We start from the raw sequence: 16,579 nt of genomic DNA on the forward strand, positions 1-16,579 counted from the left end.
AGGAGACCTCCCTTGGGTAACGCGCGAAATTTCGCCTTTTGGATCGTTCTTGGCCTGCTTGTGCTGGCCCTATTCCAACTTGTTGGAGGCGGCCAAAGCACGGCAAACAGCTCTGAAGTTAGCTATTCTCAGTTTGTAGACGCCATTGAAGGTAACGAAGTTGCCAATGCCCGCGTTGACGGTGAACGCGTCACATATCGCGGGACCGATGGCCGTGATTACACAACGATCATGCCGCGTGACGCGGAAGTGACTGATCTTTTGTTGGCCAGCGACATTCCGTTTGAGGCAAAATCACAGGAAACCAGCGGCTTCCAGGCGCTGCTCTTTAACCTGTTGCCAATCCTGTTGCTGATCGGTGTGTGGATTTTCTTCATGCAGCGCATGCAAGGTGGCGGCAAAGGCGGGGCGATGGGCTTTGGGAAATCAAAAGCTAAGCTGCTGACCGAAAAACATGGCCGTGTGACGTTTGATGACGTTGCAGGTATCGATGAAGCTAAAGAAGAGCTTGAAGAGATCGTTGAGTTCTTGCGCAACCCACAGAAATTCAGCCGCTTGGGTGGTAAAATTCCCAAAGGGGCGCTTCTTGTTGGTCCTCCGGGTACGGGTAAAACACTTCTCGCACGTGCAATCGCGGGTGAGGCTGGTGTGCCCTTCTTTACTATTTCGGGTTCGGATTTCGTTGAGATGTTCGTAGGTGTTGGTGCGTCGCGTGTCCGTGACATGTTTGCGGATGCCAAAAAGAACGCGCCTTGCATTGTGTTCATCGACGAAATTGACGCAGTCGGCCGCGCACGTGGTTCTGGCTACGGCGGCGGCAATGACGAACGTGAGCAAACGCTGAACCAACTGTTGGTTGAGATGGACGGCTTTGAAGCAAACGAAGGCGTCATCATCGTTGCGGCCACAAACCGTCGTGATGTGCTTGATCCGGCATTGTTGCGTCCTGGTCGATTTGACCGTCAGGTCACTGTGCCTAACCCAGATATCAAAGGTCGTGAGAAAATTCTGGGTGTACACGCACGCAAAACACCGCTTGGCCCTGATGTTGATTTGCGCATTATTGCACGCGGAACGCCTGGTTTCTCAGGCGCCGATCTGGCGAACCTTGTGAACGAGTCTGCCTTGATGGCAGCGCGTGTTGGTCGCCGTTTTGTAACGATGGAAGACTTTGAGTCGGCGAAAGACAAAGTTATGATGGGTGCAGAGCGCCGCAGCATGGTCATGACAGCCGAACAAAAAGAAATGACCGCATACCATGAAGCAGGTCACGCCATCGTTGGTATCAGTCTACCGAAATGTGATCCTGTTTATAAGGCAACGATTATTCCGCGCGGTGGTGCGTTGGGTATGGTGATGAGCCTGCCTGAAATGGACCGTCTCAACATGTTTAAAGATGAATGCCACCAACGTCTTGCCATGACTATGGCAGGCAAAGCGGCGGAAATCTTTAAATATGGCGAGGACGCTGTGTCAAACGGACCCGCTGGCGACATTCAGCAAGCCAGCCAACTGGCCCGTGCGATGGTGCTGCGGTGGGGGATGTCTGATAAAGTTGGGAACATTGACTATGCAGAAGCTGCTGAAGGATACTCTGGCAACACTGCCGGTTTCTCGGTCTCGGCTAACACCAAAGAGCTGATCGAGGAAGAAGTGCGCGGGTTTATCCAACGTGGCTACGACAAAGCGGCTGAGATTATTCGGGAAAAATCCGAAGAGTTTGAGCGCCTTGCCCAAGGGCTGTTGGAATATGAAACGCTTACTGGCGAAGAGATCAAGCGTGTGATGCGCGGCGAACCACCACATCTGAGCAACGATGAGGACGACAAAGACGATGGTTCTGCTCCATCAGTCACAGCGGTGCCGAAAGCCAAGCGTCGCAAGCCGTCATCCGGTGATGAAGGTGGCTTGCCCGAGCCGACTTAAGCCAGCTTTATGTGCTAATTTTCAAAGCCCCGTCGATGATTTCGGCGGGGCTTTTTCTTTTTGGACGGGCGACTGCCCCAGCTAAGAATGATGCAAATCGGAAACTTCGTATACGGCGGTGGACGGTGACGCGCCGTAAATTGTCGGAATCGACAGGCGTGATTTCAAATGATGGCTCTACCAACGACTCAACGAAACGTGGACATCAATAGGGAACCCTGCGCCATGGCATATAAGACCGACATCGAAATTGCTCGCGAAGCGAACAAGAAGCCGATCCAAGAGATTGGTGCAAAACTGGGCATTGGTTCTGATGATCTGCTTCCCTACGGCCACGATAAAGCCAAGGTCAGCCAGAAATTCATCGACTCTGTTCAAGGTAACGAGAGCGGTAAACTGATCCTTGTGACTGCAATTAACCCAACTCCAGCTGGTGAAGGCAAAACCACAACCACCGTAGGCCTTGGTGATGGTCTGAACCGCATTGGCAAAAAAGCGGCTGTTTGTATTCGTGAAGCATCGCTTGGGCCAAACTTCGGCATGAAGGGCGGCGCTGCGGGTGGTGGTTACGCGCAAATCGTTCCGATGGAAGACATGAACCTGCATTTTACCGGTGACTTCCACGCGATTACCTCGGCGCACTCACTGCTTTCTGCGATGATCGATAACCACATTTATTGGGGCAACGAGCAAGAAATCGACATCCGCCGTGTTCAGTGGAAGCGCGTTGTTGACATGAATGACCGCGCCCTTCGCCAGATCACCGCTTCTTTAGGTGGCGTGGCAAACGGCTTTCCGCGTGAGGCTGGGTTTGACATTACGGTTGCATCCGAAGTCATGGCGATCTTGTGCTTGGCCAACAACCTCAAGGACTTGCAGCAGCGTCTTGGCGATATGATCGTGGCTTACCGTCGTGACCGTAGCCCTGTGTTCTGTCGCGATATCAAGGCCGATGGTGCGATGACCGTACTTTTGAAAGATGCGATGCAGCCCAACCTTGTTCAGACGCTTGAGAATAACCCTGCGTTTGTACATGGTGGCCCGTTTGCCAATATTGCGCACGGCTGTAACTCTGTGATTGCTACGAACACTGCGCTCAAAATTGCAGATTTTGTTGTGACCGAGGCGGGCTTTGGCGCGGACCTTGGCGCTGAGAAATTCATGAACATCAAGTGCCGTAAAGCAGGCCTCGCGCCGGACTGCGTTGTTTTGGTTGCAACTGTCCGGGCAATGAAAATGAACGGCGGCGTGGCGAAAGCGGCCCTTGGCGCTGAAAACGTTGATGCGGTGAAAGAAGGCTGTGCGAACCTTGGACGCCACATTGGCAACCTCAAATCATTCGGCGTGCCTGTGGTTGTTGCGATCAACCATTTTGTCACCGATACGGACGCTGAAGTTCAGGCAGTTAAGGACTACGTTGCGACCCAAGGGTCCGAAGCTATTCTTTCACGGCACTGGGAATTGGGCTCTGAAGGCTCCGAGGCACTGGCGAAACGTGTGGCCGAGATTGCCGAAAGTGGTGCAGCCCAGTTTGCTCCGATTTATCCAGATGACATGTCGTTGATGGAGAAAATCAACACAATCGCCAAGACCATCTACCGCGCCGACGAAGTTCTCGCGGATCAGAAAATTCGCGATCAGTTGAAACTTTGGGAAGATCAGGGCTATGGCCACTTGCCGATCTGTATGGCTAAGACGCAATACTCGTTCAGCACGGACCCGAACCTGCGCGGTGCGCCCGTTGGTCACTCGGTGCCGGTGCGTGAAGTACGCCTGAGTGCAGGTGCAGGTTTTGTTGTGGTCGTTTGCGGTGAAATCATGACCATGCCAGGTCTTCCGCGCGTTCCGTCCGCAGAAAACATTCACCTGAATGATGATGGCCAAATCGAAGGCCTGTTCTGATCGAAACTAAAGCGCGCGCGGCATTGAGCCACGCGCGCTTTGACCTTCGGTGAGGATATTTGAAAACAAAAGAAGAGATTAAAATGACTGCTACAGTTATTGACGGTAAAGAATTTGCAGCGCGCGTACGTGCCAAAGTGGCTGGTCATGTGACACGTCTGAAAGACGAAAACGGCATTACACCTGGCCTTGCGGTTGTGCTGGTGGGTGAAGATCCGGCGAGCCAAGTCTATGTGCGCTCCAAAGGTAAGATGACCGTCGAAGTTGGCATGAACAGTTTTGAGCACAAGCTGGACGTGAATACCTCGGAGGAAGACCTGCTTGGGCTGATTGAAAAGCTCAATAACGATCCTGCGGTGCATGGCATTTTGTGTCAGCTGCCGCTGCCAAAGCATTTGGATGAGGACCTGATTATCAATTCGATTTCTCCTGCTAAGGACGTCGACGGCTTCCATATTTCGAATGTTGGGCTACTTGGGACCGGGCAAAAATCAATGGTGCCTTGTACGCCGCTTGGCTGTTTGATGATGCTGCGGGATCATCATGGCTCGATCAGTGGGATGAATGCTGTGGTGATTGGACGTTCTAACATCGTGGGCAAACCGATGGCCCAACTTTTGCTGAATGACAGTGCCACGGTGACCATTGCACATTCGCGTACGAAAGATTTGGCTGATGTTGTGCGGGGGGCCGATATCGTTGTCGCTGCAGTTGGGCGCCCAGAGATGGTGCCTGGCGATTGGATCAAGCAAGGCGCGACTGTGATCGATGTTGGCATTAACCGAATTGATGCGCCTGAAAAAGGTGAGGGTAAAACCCGCCTTGTGGGCGATGTTGACTACGCCAGTTGTGCCGAAGTTGCCGGTGCCATCACGCCGGTTCCGGGCGGTGTTGGCCCCATGACAATTGCGTGTTTGTTAGCCAATACGGTTACGGCGTGCTGTCGCGCGAATAGCCTTGCGGAGCCGGAGGGCCTCACCGCGTAATCATCCAACGCGGCATCGGAATTTCAATCGGCGCGGGTCCTGTCAAAATGGCCCGCGCCGTTTTTGTGAACAGTTGGCTCAAAGCTGGGTCTGTTGTTTTTAGCCCGCCCGTATAAGTGCCGAATGATGGTAACATCAGGTGGCATTCGTCATAAAGAAACGCAGGGCGCGTTACAGCCCGCCCACGTAGGTTGATCGTTGCCTTGGGGTGATAATGCCCGGATATTTCGCCGGTTTTTGGTGTGGCGATATGAGTAAATATCAGCCCGTCATGCGTCAGTTGAGCGACGTGCGTGCCACCAAACGCTGTATCGCCCGCATCATGATTTCCCTCGATCCACGTCCACACCCGGCCTGCTTGCAGCCGTGTGATCCATGTCTGATGCCGCTCATCAAGTTGGCCCGCAGCAGTTAGGTCATCGAAGCTGTCACCAAGACAAACCACGTGGGCCGGATTGGTCTGATTGATCGCCGTGTCGAGGCGGCCGAGCGTGTCATCGGTTTCATAGGGTGGAAGCAACGACCCGCCGCGCCGCGCGATACGCTCGGATTTTCCAAGATGCAGATCAGACACGATCAGCATGCTCTCAGCGGGCCAAAACAGCGCGCCGTCGCCGCGAGCCTCTAGGGTGTGACCTTGGAAAATGAATTGGTGGCTTGCCATGTGGTTGTCGTGCCGCGTTCTGTGCGTAGCCGCAAGGGTTAGAAAGGTACGGCCCATCTTTTTGGTGCTGTCGTTGGCACACCTGCTGCCGACATCAGGCGCTCTGCCTCATCTGCCATAAGCCGTTCTTCCGCCAAGCCACGCACGGGTACACGGCCTGCTTCCAAGAAGAGAGGGGCAGACAAGGGGCTGATCCGATCAAGGGTAATCAGGTCGATACGGTCTTCCACGCGGCTTAACATTTGCTCAATGCGGCCAAAATCGACCAAGCCGCGCATGGCCTCTTCGCGGGTGATCTGCATCATTACGTGGTCGGGATCATATTTGTGCAACGTATCATACAGGATATCGCTGCTAAAGGTCGCTTGGCGGCCCGATTTGCGTGCGGTCGGCAAGTTGCGTTCAATGAGACCTGCGATCGTGGCACTCGCTCTGAAAGTTCGCTTCATCACGGCGTTGCCGGCCAACCATGTCTCAAGACCGTCACGCATTGTGGCGGGATTAAGCATGTCATGTGGGTTGGTTACGGGATCAAGCGACCAGATAAGTGTAGCATAGTCAGTGGCCACAAAGCCCAAAGGGCCCAGACCTGCTTCTTCCATCTTGTTGGTCAGCAAGAGGCCAAGGGTCTGCTGGGCGTTGCGGCCCGCAAAACCGTAAACCACTGTTTGTGCACGCCCTTCATGGGGAAAACTTTCGATCATCAAGCGGTCGGGGGAGGGAAGCTGACTTGCTTTTCGTTGAAGGTGCAGCCAGTCGCGGGTTGCGGGAGGAAGCTCGGGCCAGTCTTGTTGTTGGAACATCATCAAGATGCGCTCGGAGAGTTGCGTTGATGTGGCAAACTTGGTGCCGAGAAATGTTGCAATCTTTGGTTTGTCACCGCCGCGCCGTGTGACTTCAACTGTCATCTCGCGCAGCCCTTCATACCGAACAACTTGGCCACCAATTAAAAACGTATCGCCTGCGGTGAGCGTTGCGGCAAATCCTTCCTCAACCTCGCCCAAAGGTTTGCCGCCCATGCGGTTCTTAAGCCTTACTTTAAGTGTGTCGGTATCCTGAATGGTACCGATGTTCATACGAATCCGCTGACTGGCGCGCGGGTCGCGCAATTGCCAGTTACCGTCTGTAGTTTGCAGTAATCGCTGCCACCGATCATAGGCGCGCAAGGCATAGCCACCGGTTGCACAAAATTCCAGACAGCCATCAAATTGCGCCCGTGATAGCGTGGTATAGGCGCCTGCACTTATGATTTCTGCATAGAGGTCATCGGCGTTAAATGGTCCCGCGCACGCCCGGATGAGAATGTGTTGGCACAAAACATCACGGGGGCCAGTGCCGCGCGGGTCACCGTCAAGATCATGATCCCGCACTGCGTTCAGCGCCGCGATACATTCCATCACCTCAAACCGGTTCGCGGGAACCAGCCGTGCTTTGGAAGGCGCCTTGTACCTGTGGTTGGCACGCCCGATCCTTTGAACAAGGCGTTTGACGTTCTTTGGGGCACCGATCTGAATGACCAAATCAACGTCGCCCCAATCAATCCCAAGGTCCAGTGAGCCCGTGCACACAACGGCCTTCAGAGCGCCCGCGGCCATGGCGCTTTCGACTTTTTCACGCTGCTCTCGCGCTAAGCTACCGTGGTGGATGGCGATGGGCAGCTGTGCTTCATTGGCCAGCCATAAATCGTGAAAGAACAACTCGGCCTGAGCGCGGGTATTGTGAAAGATTAGTGTGGTTTTGTGCCGTGCAATTTCACGAAGGACACTTGGTATCGCATACCGCCCGCCAGATCCCGCCCAAGGAGGCGCTTCATCAATTTCCAGCATTTCAATATCTGGCGGGGCACCGGCCTCGGCGTGTAAAATTTTGCACGGATCAGGATGACGCGCCATCAGATGCGCAATCGCGGCAGGGTCTTCAACGGTGGCGGACAACCCAACACGGCGAAGATCAGGGCACATTGCTTGTAAACGGCTAAGAGCCAGAAATAACTGATCCCCGCGTTTGGATTCCGATAATGCGTGGATTTCATCAATGACAATCCGCCGTAGGCCTTTGAACATGCGCGGCGCATCGGGATAGCTGATCAAAAGCGCGAGGGATTCTGGCGTAGTCAACAGGATGTGGGGTGGATCAGCACGTTGGCGCTTTTTCTGGCTCTGTGTTGTGTCGCCGGTACGGTCTTCAATGCGGATGGGCAGGCCGATTTCATCGACGGGTGTTCGAAGGTTGCGTTTGATATCCGCTGCCAGCGCTTTGAGAGGGCTGACGTAAAGCGTGTGGAGCCCCTCGTGCTCGGTCATCGCTAATTCGGACAGGGTGGGCAGAAAACCAGCCATGGTTTTGCCGCCCCCCGTTGGCGCGATGAGCAGCGTGGCGGGATCATCGGCGCACTCCAACATGACCTGTTGGTGCTGGTGCAACTGCCATCCGCGCGCCGAGAACCACGTTTCTATCTGGTTTGGTAACTCCATGCTCTAATAGATAGATTTCCTTTTCGAAAATCTATGCCTCCGGCGGGGATATTTACGAAACAAAAGAAGCTGCGATTTAGTGTTCAATCGCCTCGTGTTGTACGAACATGTTGGCCCATGCCCGGTCAATTAGGGCGGGACTCATTTGTCTTGGGATACCTTCAAATTCGCAAATGGCGATAATCTGGTCGATCAAAAATATGGGCTGGTAGTTTGCATATATATTGTCGATTTCGGGGTATTTCACCGTTAGCAAATGGCGCAGTGCGTCTTCATTCAGCGGTATTTTCTTGTTTTTGGCCACGAGTGCGAAGATTTTGAGAAAGTCTGCTTGGTTAGGTCCGTCAATTTTGATCTTGAAAAAGATGCGTCGGAGGGCAGCTTTGTCGAAGATGTCGTTGGGATGAAAGTTGGTTGAAAAGATGACCAGTGTGTCAAACGGGACTTCGAATTTTTCCCCAGACTGAAACGCCAAGATGTCTTTACTTTCCTCGAGTGGAACAATCCAACGGTTGATCAATTTTTGGGGCGGTTCTGATTGCCGACCAAGGTCGTCCACAATGAACACACCACCAGTGGATTTAAGCTGCAGCGGCGCCTGATAGGTGCGCGCGGTTGGGTTGTAGACCAGATTAAGCATGTCCAAGGACAGCTCGCCACCGGTGATGACTGTTGGCCGCTGACAATAGACATATCGGCGATCATAGGCGTTCGATGTGCGGCGCAGTGCGTTTGGATCGTCGACTAATTCTTCGGCAGCTGTGTGTACGATTGGGTCATAGACGGTGATGATCTGCCCCGAATATTCGATTGCGCGCGGGATGTAGATTTTATCTCCCAATGCGTCACGAATACCGTTTGAGATGGAGGATTTTCCGTTTCCGGGTGGGCCGTACATCAAGATTGACCGGCCTGAGCCGACCGCGGGGCCCAGCTGATCCAAAAGTGTTGGGGGCAATATCAAATGCCCCATGGCACCTGTCAGGGCTTCGCGGCTTAGGGCGATGTTCTTGATGGATTGGCGTTCAACTTGGGCGCGGTAAACTTCAAGGGGAACTGGACAAGCGCCGTAGTATTCTGATTGGCTTAAAGCATCCAAAGCCCGCGCCTTACCGCTTTCTGTCAGATGATAGCCCATTTCGGCGCTGGAAGTCGCGTGAAGCGTGCCCATTGCCTCGATAAGGTTCTGCTCGCGGCCAATGTCGATCAATTCTTGCGTGACGCGCGGGGGCAACGCAATTGCACGTGCCAATTCGGTCACCTGTTCAACGTTGGAGCGAAACATTGTTTTCAGCAGGATATCCCGCATCATCACAAGTGACAGCTTCATGTCGCCAAGCGTCTTTGGTGAGGGCGGCGCAATTACACCGCTTGGTGCCATCATTGTCATCGTTAATGCCTTGTTAAACCTGCGGCGCCTAACAATGGCGCACGTCATAAATTCCTACATTTGACCCGCTTTGGCTTTGGGCTTGCCACATTTGCTGAGTAAACCACGACCTAAGCATAGTTTGGGTATTTAAGTATTTCGTTCAAAATGAGGCGGTTTGGTGACATGGATCAAGACAATCAGCTGAATTCTATCGGTTCCCTTCCAGTCATTCGTTTGACCCTTTTTATGCTTGGGATTGTCGCCTTTATGGGGGGGCTAGCGCTTGCTAAGGGCGGTGTTTTTGTTGGCCAGCATGAAGGCGATATGATGCATTTGATGGCCATCACCCAACGAATGGCTGCGGGTCAAATGCCCCATTTTGATTTCATGACGCCGATTGGCGCGTTGGCGTTCGTGCCCATCACTGAGATGCTCAAGGCCGGCTTTGGGATTGGTCACGCGTTGATTTGGTCGCAAATCATTATGGCAATTACGCTGGTGCCTGCGGTCCTTTGGGTGACAGTCAGCCGTCTTAAAGGTGCGGTAGCATTTGGGTTCTGTGCGCTTTGCATGATCATGGTGCTTGCGTTGGTTCATGGCGAAAGCCAACCCACGGTTTCGTTTTCGATGCACTATAATCGGTGGGCATGGGCGCTGTCATTTATCGTAATCGCGCTGAGCGCTTTGCCGCCCTTGAAGATGAGCAGACCGCTAATTGATGGGGTTATCATCGGTGCGGTTATGGCGGCCTTGGCGATGATCAAAGTCACATATTTTGTGGCGCTTTTGCCGGCTGTGGTGGTTGCTCTGCTGCAGTGGCGTCAGTACCGAACACTGGCTCTCTCTTTTGCGGTTGGCTTGGTCATTGTCCTCACGCTGACGCTGTTTTTGGGCGTTGAGTACTGGGCTTATTATGTTCTCGATATGCTGGCTACATCGCAATCGGCTCTACGGGTGGCACCGGGGCTTGCGTTGACAGAGATCATGGCCTCGCCAGCATACGTACATTTTTCAATCCTGTTGCTTTGCGCCGTCGTTGTGTTGCGCGCTGGTGGGGCAAAACAAGCAGGGCTAATTATGCTGCTGTTAACCCCCGCGTTTTGGTACATCACCTATCAGAATTTCGGGAACGATCCGCAGTGGCTACCGATGTTGGCGGTGTTGCTGCTGGCGTGGCGGCCTGGCATGCCGTCGAAAACACTCTTTGGGTTGGATATGCGGCAGGCGCTGAACACGATGGCCATTGTGGCGCTGGTTGCGGCCGCGCCATCACTGCTGAACTTGGCCTATTCGCCGTTGCGGCACTTCAACACCGATGTGTCCGAGTACACGGAAGTTCTTCCCAATCAGCCTGATTTCCAATCGCCTACCATCCGGATGATGCAGCTAGATGCGCGCGTGCCTTATGATACGCCCGACCACGGTATGCCCGCCTATGTTGAGCGCAAAGGTGCCAGCAGCTGGCAGGATGAGCCATTGCCGATTTGTGCCTTGGAATTGGGCATGAAAGCTTGGTTTGTCGCAGTCGCAGAAGACCTTGAGGTGCGCGGATTTGCGGGCAGCAAAATCTTTATTGCAGATGTTTTCTCAACCCTATGGCTTTTTGGCAATTTTGAGCCGTTGAAGAATGGTGCGCCTTGGTATTACGGCGGGCTACCGGGCTTTGAGGATGCTGATTATTTGCTGATCCCGCTGTGCCCCGGTGTCTTATCTGTGCGTGCAGAGGTGCTTTCAGCAGTGGAAGATAGCGGTATCGAAATGCGCAACGTTCTTGAAACGCCTGCCTATATTCTCGCCGAACGGATCCGTGATTAAACGAACGCTGCGATAGCCAGATACATGACTAGCGTAGAGCTAAGTGCAAATCCCATTGGATAGTCCCAGCCGGTGCTCCAACTTTTCCAGTTCGGCGCAAGTGTGCGTAGCTTAGTGTGTTTTGCTATGCGGTGCGTAATCCATGTACCTAACAGGTTTGCGCAAAACAGCATGATCAAAAACAACACGTCACTTAATGGAATAAGCGGGGCTGCGGCTGCAGCAAATTTTGCATCTCCGGCGCCCAATGTGCCGGTGCTGTTCAGCGCAAATCCAAGGACAAGGACAACGACAAAATGAAGCCAGCGGTAAAGGTATTGATCAAAAGGCAACACTGCAAAACCCGCCAACGCGAAGATGCAAAGCAGTGCGACAACTGACATGTTGGGAATGCGCATCCGCGCTAGGTCAGACCAAGCAGCCCAAATTGCGACGGGTAACGCCAGCCAGAAGAAAACTGTGGGGGCAATAGTGGGGGCCAAGACATAGGTACTCATAAAGGTGTGGACAGGGCTGTTGGGCGCCGCCGCAATTTAGTTTGAAACGTTTGCTTCCAGGGCGCGCAATGACCGGACCGCAGCCTCAAAGTGCTGTGGATGTGTATCAATAGCCTCGCGCAAAAGGCCTTTGCCGGTTGCTAAATCACCTTGCTTAACGGCGGAAAGGCCGAGGGTATGCAAAAGCTGCGCGCGCTCGATCTGGGTCATTTGAATGACGGGCACATCGTATTTGCGCTGTGCGCCGCGCGCCAAAATTAGGTTGTTCTTTGCAGTGAAAAGTTTTGGATCGTTGGTTATGGCCTGACCAAACAGCCGCTCCGCATCTGCGAAATCACCGCGTGTCAGTTTCGAGTACCCCCAGTTATTCAACACGCCAGCGGGGCGCGTTGTAAGGCCGACCGCTGTTTCATAAAAGCTATCCGCGTTGCCCCATTCTTGATTGCTGTCTGCAACCATGGCTTCAAGTCGGTAGCGTTTATACGTTTCAACTGTTGGTGGAACGGCGTCTAAGGCGGCTTCTGCTTTGTCCCATTGCCCAATGCGGATCAGCGCATCTGCATAATCTACGCGGTCATCTGTTGTGGCTTGCCCGCCAGCGATCAAGGTGTTCCATGCCACAGCCGCTTCTTGGGGGCGGCGAGCGCGGATCAAGGATTTAGCCAAGCCGCGCTGAAATTCGACCCGTTCAGGGTCTTGGCGCAGGCTCTTTTGAAAATAAGCCACTGCCTCATTGGGGTCCGCTACAGTCAACATGATGTCATTGAGGTTGGTGCTGTCGATGACATTCACGTCCTGAATGGCACGAGACACTTGGGCATCAGAGGCCTTTTGACAGCCCGTCAGAAAGACTGCCGAGGCCAGACATACACTCATAAATATCGATTGGCGCATTGAAATTGCGTCCTTTTTACTGCTCTCACATCGGCCTACGGTGTCGACAAGATCAGATAGTCGCCTGACCCGCGCCTCACCAATTGTAGTGGCTCGTTGACGTCATTATAACTCGGGCTGTCTAATTTTGCGAGAGTTAAGCGCAGGTTGTCCCGAATATCGGTGCTTTTTCCGCTATCAAGGGCAAAAGCGCGCTTAAAGACTTGTGCTGCTTCGCCCAACTCTCCGGTTTCCACCAAGATCACGCCCAGATTATTCCACGCAGGAACAAAGCGGTTATCTTTGTCGATTGCTTGCCGAAGATAGCGCTCTGCTTGACCCAAACGGCCAAGTCGCAGATTGGCAGACCCCACGGCGGAAAGGACATCTGCGTTCAGCCCGTTTGTGCCGGCAGCCCGCGTGTAGGCCCGCAACGCCAGTTCATATTCGCCCGCCGCCATAAGTCTGTGCCCAACGATCAGCCCGTCAACATTACTTTCACCTGCGATGCCCGGTGCATAGGGGTTTTGTGGGTCACGAGCGGGCGTACAGGAGAGTAAAACGCCGATGCACAGGATGGCAAAGGCCGTGTTAGCCGTGCTTGCTCGCATGTGCTGGCTCCCTTTACCGACGCGTTTAAAGAGCGCCTGAATTCATCATCGTCATGACCCCGTGTACCGATGGCCCAATCATAATGATCAAAAGTGGCGGCACGGTCAGCATCATAGTGGCGAGTGTCATCTTGGTAGGCAAGGTATTTGCTTTTTCCTCGGCCCGCATGACGCGCTTGTCGCGCATCTCAGCCGAGAATACCCGCAACGCCTCTGCGATGGAGGTCCCGAACGTGGCGGACTGGATAAGCACCGTGACAAAGCTGGAAATGTCGACAACGCCCGCGCGCTCGGCCAAGTCTTTGAGAACATAAATCTTATCTTTACCCGCCTTCATTTCATAGGCAACTGTCTCAAATTCATGGGCTAACGCAGGTGCGCCGCTACGCATTTCAATTGAAACGCGGTTGATAGATTGATCCAACGATTGCCCCGCTTCGACACACACAAGCATCAGATCAAGCGCGTCTGGAAAGCCATTTGTGATTTCTTCTTGGCGTGTTTGCTGCCGCTTGGTGACCCAATATTTAGGCAACATATATCCAACGCCGCCGGGGATCATGACCATCATAATGCTGGCCTCGGTGCTGGGGTCTGCGACGGTCGCACGAAATAGCGCATAGACAGCGCCAATCGCCAAACCGCTTAGCCCAAGAGCAAATTGCATAAAGTGGAACGTGCGTACGGCATTTTTGGAATAATACCCTGCCTGCATCAGTTTCAGGCGAACTGCGCTGAATTCCTCTTCGCTTTGGGGTTCAAGAAAATCGGCGTATTTGTTCAGCTTGTCGCCTGCTTTGTCTTGGTGACGCAAAGAGGGTGCAGTTGAAATGCGCTGAGCGTCGCGCTTGGCTTGGTCTTTCAGTTTGCTCAGCGGATCGGCTTCGCGCTTGAACAAGAACGACAGTGCGACCAAGATCAGCACCAGCCCGAGCGCGCCTATCATGATAACCGGACCAAGCGGGCCAAGAGTGGTTTGGATCGTGTTGAGCAGCGTTTCGAGCATGATGCGTTTCCTAGACTTTAATGTTCACGAGGGTGCGCATGACGATGACGTTGGCCACAAGAAATCCGGCAACGACCAGACACGCAGGAATGAACACGGCCGTATCTTTGACCTCATCGTAATAATCGGGCCGGATTAAATTGATCAAAATGAGCGCGCCAAAAGGAAAGCACGACAAAAACATGCCGGACCATTTTGCTTCGGCGGTGATCGCTTTCACGCGGCGAAACAATTTAAAACGCGACCGGATGACTTGGGCCAAACCGTACAAAACCTCGGCCAAGTTGCCCCCTGATTGCTGCTGGATCGTCACGGCAACAGCCAAAAAGCGTAGATCCTGCATATCCAGACGTTCTGCCATATCTTTCAGGGCCTCGCCAACGTTGCGGCCATATGTACTTTCGTCTGCGATCACGCCAATTTCGGTACCTAGTGGATCAGGCACTTCGTTCGCGACAATCTGTAATGCTGAACCAAAAGGGTGCCCCACGCGCAAGGACCGCACCATCAGTTCAACAGCATCTGGCAACTGTTCTTCGATCATTGCCATGCGTTTTTTAGCTTTGTTGTTGATCCAAACGAAAACGCCACCAATGCCCATCACCACAGCCACAACCGCACGGACAGCCAATTCAGCACCTGTGCCGATGGACAGACCAATAAACGACACAACCGCAAGCACCCCCATCAACCCGATAAGCTGTGGGGGGCTAAAGGCTATACCACCCCGTTGGGCTTTGCCCGCCAGAATGGAATACAGCGGGATTGACGATGTTGTTGAATGTTGCGCCATTTCCTTGCGCAACTGCTCCAATACTTCTTCGCGGCCTTGCCCTTTGTTGAGCATATCAAGGCGGCGGTTAACGCGGCTGTTCAGGCTGATTGATTTGCCGAAAACCACAAGGTAGACGCCTTCGACGATCACGATAACCGCAACGAAGATAAGACCGTAAACAAGCAGGGCCGGATCAAAACTCATGTCAGATCACTTTGTCTTTATGGGTTCATAAATGGACGTTGGCAGGTCAAAACCCCAAAGTTTGAAACGCTCTGAGAAATGCGAGCGCACGCCTGTTGCGGTGAATTGGCCGATAATTTTATTCTCGGGGGTCAAGCCAAGGCGTTGAAACTTAAAGACTTCCTGCATGGAGATCACATCGCCCTCCATGCCAGTGATTTCCGTGATCGAGACCATCCGGCGTGAGCCATCTTGCAAGCGTGATACCTGAACAATCAAGTTAACCGCTGATGCAATCTGGCTGCGCACTGCTTTGAGCGGCATCTCGATGCCCGCCATTGCCACCATGTTTTCTAGTCGCGAGATACCGTCACGTGCATTGTTCGCGTGGATTGTGGTCATCGATCCGTCGTGGCCAGTGTTCATGGCCTGCAGCATGTCGATCACTTCTTCGCCGCGGGTCTCACCAACAATAATGCGATCCGGGCGCATCCGCAGTGCGTTTTTAAGGCAATCACGCTGACTTACACCGCCACGACCTTCCACATTAGGAGGCCGGCTTTCCATGCGCCCGACGTGTGTTTGCTGCAGCTGAAGCTCGGCGGTATCTTCAATGGTCAGGATGCGTTCATCATCGTCAATGAATGATGACAACGCGTTCAAAGTGGTAGTTTTGCCCGAGCCGGTTCCACCGGAAACGATGATGTTCAGTCGCGTCGATACGGCGGCCTCAAGATACGCGCCCATTTCTTCAGTGAATGCTCCGAACTTGACCAAATCATCGATGGCCAACTTATCTTGCTTGAATTTCCGAATGGACACCAGGCTGCCGTCAACTGCGATTGGTGGGACCATTGCGTTAAAGCGTGACCCATCAGCAAGACGCGCGTCGACGTAAGGATTGCTTTCATCCACGCGCCGCCCAACGGCAGAGACAATCTTGTCGATGATCCGTAGCAAATGCCGTTCGTCTTTGAAGGTAACGTCCGACAGCATTAGTTTACCATCGCGCTCAACGAATACCTGTTGCGGCCCATTAACCAAAATATCGTTTACGTCATCGTCTTTAAGAAGTGTTTCAAGGGGGCCAAGGCCGGTCACTTCGTCGTAGAGGTCTTGGATGAGCGACGCGCGATCATCGCGGTTCAAAACAACGCCCAAATCATCCAGAGTTTCTGCTGAGATCGCGCTAATTTCAGCTTTCAGATCCGTCTCTGAGGCGCGTTCAAGGGCTGCAAGGTTAAGATTATCGAGCAGTTCTTTGTGGATTTGAAGTTTGATCTCGCCCATTCGCTCGCGGCGCTTTTTTTCTTTGTCGTCGGGTTTTGCAGGCACCGTGCGCATCTTTTTCTTTGGCGCTTGTGTCGGTACTTCGGTTGCAATTTCCGGCGTAAGCGTTGTTTGAAGCGCTGGTATTTGCTCAGAAGTATCTCGGGCAGTTGGGACCGGCTGCGCCTTCAATGGCTTTTTGTAGCGTGAAAACATTTGATATGCT

General features: G+C 53.3%; 13 protein-coding genes. 4 read left to right on the forward strand and 9 right to left on the reverse strand.

The features are described from left to right. Positions 1-12: 12 nt before the first annotated feature. The 3 genes from ftsH (at position 13) to folD (ending at position 4,814) form a co-directional block, all read left to right on the forward strand. The gene (gene ftsH / locus OLX08_RS11050) at positions 13-1,926 is read left to right on the forward strand and encodes an ATP-dependent zinc metalloprotease FtsH (RefSeq protein ID WP_048599626.1); all 1,914 of its coding nucleotides are present in this window, start codon (positions 13-15) and stop codon (positions 1,924-1,926) included. 225 nt (positions 1,927-2,151) lie between these two features. Then, on the forward strand, positions 2,152-3,828 hold the full coding sequence (locus OLX08_RS11055) for a formate--tetrahydrofolate ligase (protein WP_391481438.1): 1,677 nt from the start codon (positions 2,152-2,154) through the stop codon (positions 3,826-3,828). A gap of 83 nt (positions 3,829-3,911) precedes the next feature. Continuing rightward, positions 3,912-4,814, forward strand: a complete 903-nt coding sequence (gene folD / locus OLX08_RS11060) for a bifunctional methylenetetrahydrofolate dehydrogenase/methenyltetrahydrofolate cyclohydrolase FolD (protein ID WP_391481439.1) — start codon at positions 3,912-3,914, stop codon at positions 4,812-4,814. Here folD and pdeM read toward each other — a convergent pair. The 3 genes from pdeM to OLX08_RS11075 all read right to left on the reverse strand — a co-directional run bounded on the left by pdeM (position 4,804) and on the right by OLX08_RS11075 (position 9,342). Beyond that, positions 4,804-5,478 (reverse strand): ligase-associated DNA damage response endonuclease PdeM, encoded by a 675-nt coding sequence (gene pdeM, locus OLX08_RS11065; RefSeq protein WP_391481440.1) that lies wholly within the window; start codon positions 5,476-5,478, stop codon positions 4,804-4,806. The two genes, folD and pdeM, sit on opposite strands and share 11 nt — an antisense overlap. Before the next feature lie 38 nt (positions 5,479-5,516). Continuing rightward, complete coding sequence (locus OLX08_RS11070; protein WP_391481441.1) at positions 5,517-7,952, reverse strand: ligase-associated DNA damage response DEXH box helicase; 2,436 nt, start codon at positions 7,950-7,952, stop codon at positions 5,517-5,519. A gap of 76 nt (positions 7,953-8,028) precedes the next feature. Further along, on the reverse strand, positions 8,029-9,342 hold the full coding sequence (locus tag OLX08_RS11075; protein ID WP_391481442.1) for an ATPase: 1,314 nt from the start codon (positions 9,340-9,342) through the stop codon (positions 8,029-8,031). Positions 9,343-9,507: 165 nt separating this feature from the next. Here OLX08_RS11075 and OLX08_RS11080 point away from each other — a divergent pair, with 165 nt between their 5' ends. Continuing rightward, entirely contained in the window at positions 9,508-11,139 is a 1,632-nt protein-coding gene (locus OLX08_RS11080; protein ID WP_391481444.1) for a hypothetical protein, read from the forward strand. Here the strand turns inward: OLX08_RS11080 and OLX08_RS11085 are convergent. From OLX08_RS11085 to OLX08_RS11110, 6 genes are read right to left on the reverse strand one after another with little or no spacing between them, the layout of a single operon-like run. Next, positions 11,136-11,636, reverse strand: coding sequence for a prepilin peptidase (locus OLX08_RS11085; RefSeq protein WP_391481445.1), 501 nt, complete (start codon positions 11,634-11,636; stop codon positions 11,136-11,138). The two genes, OLX08_RS11080 and OLX08_RS11085, sit on opposite strands and share 4 nt — an antisense overlap. A 36-nt stretch (positions 11,637-11,672) precedes the next feature. Next, positions 11,673-12,530, reverse strand: coding sequence for a tetratricopeptide repeat protein (locus OLX08_RS11090; RefSeq protein WP_341246411.1), 858 nt, complete (start codon positions 12,528-12,530; stop codon positions 11,673-11,675). A gap of 35 nt (positions 12,531-12,565) precedes the next feature. Then, complete coding sequence (locus tag OLX08_RS11095; protein WP_391481447.1) at positions 12,566-13,120, reverse strand: tetratricopeptide repeat protein; 555 nt, start codon at positions 13,118-13,120, stop codon at positions 12,566-12,568. Between the two features lie 25 nt (positions 13,121-13,145). Next, the gene (locus OLX08_RS11100; protein ID WP_391481449.1) at positions 13,146-14,126 is read right to left on the reverse strand and encodes a type II secretion system F family protein; all 981 of its coding nucleotides are present in this window, start codon (positions 14,124-14,126) and stop codon (positions 13,146-13,148) included. A 10-nt stretch (positions 14,127-14,136) separates the two neighbouring features. Continuing rightward, entirely contained in the window at positions 14,137-15,105 is a 969-nt protein-coding gene (locus OLX08_RS11105; RefSeq protein WP_391481451.1) for a type II secretion system F family protein, read from the reverse strand. 6 nt (positions 15,106-15,111) lie between these two features. Beyond that, on the reverse strand, positions 15,112-16,569 hold the full coding sequence (locus OLX08_RS11110; RefSeq protein WP_391481452.1) for a CpaF family protein: 1,458 nt from the start codon (positions 16,567-16,569) through the stop codon (positions 15,112-15,114). Positions 16,570-16,579: the final 10 nt, after the last annotated feature.

Origin of the sequence: Nereida ignava (assembly GCF_047114695.1) — a bacterium.
GTDB lineage: Bacteria > Pseudomonadota > Alphaproteobacteria > Rhodobacterales > Rhodobacteraceae > Nereida > Nereida ignava.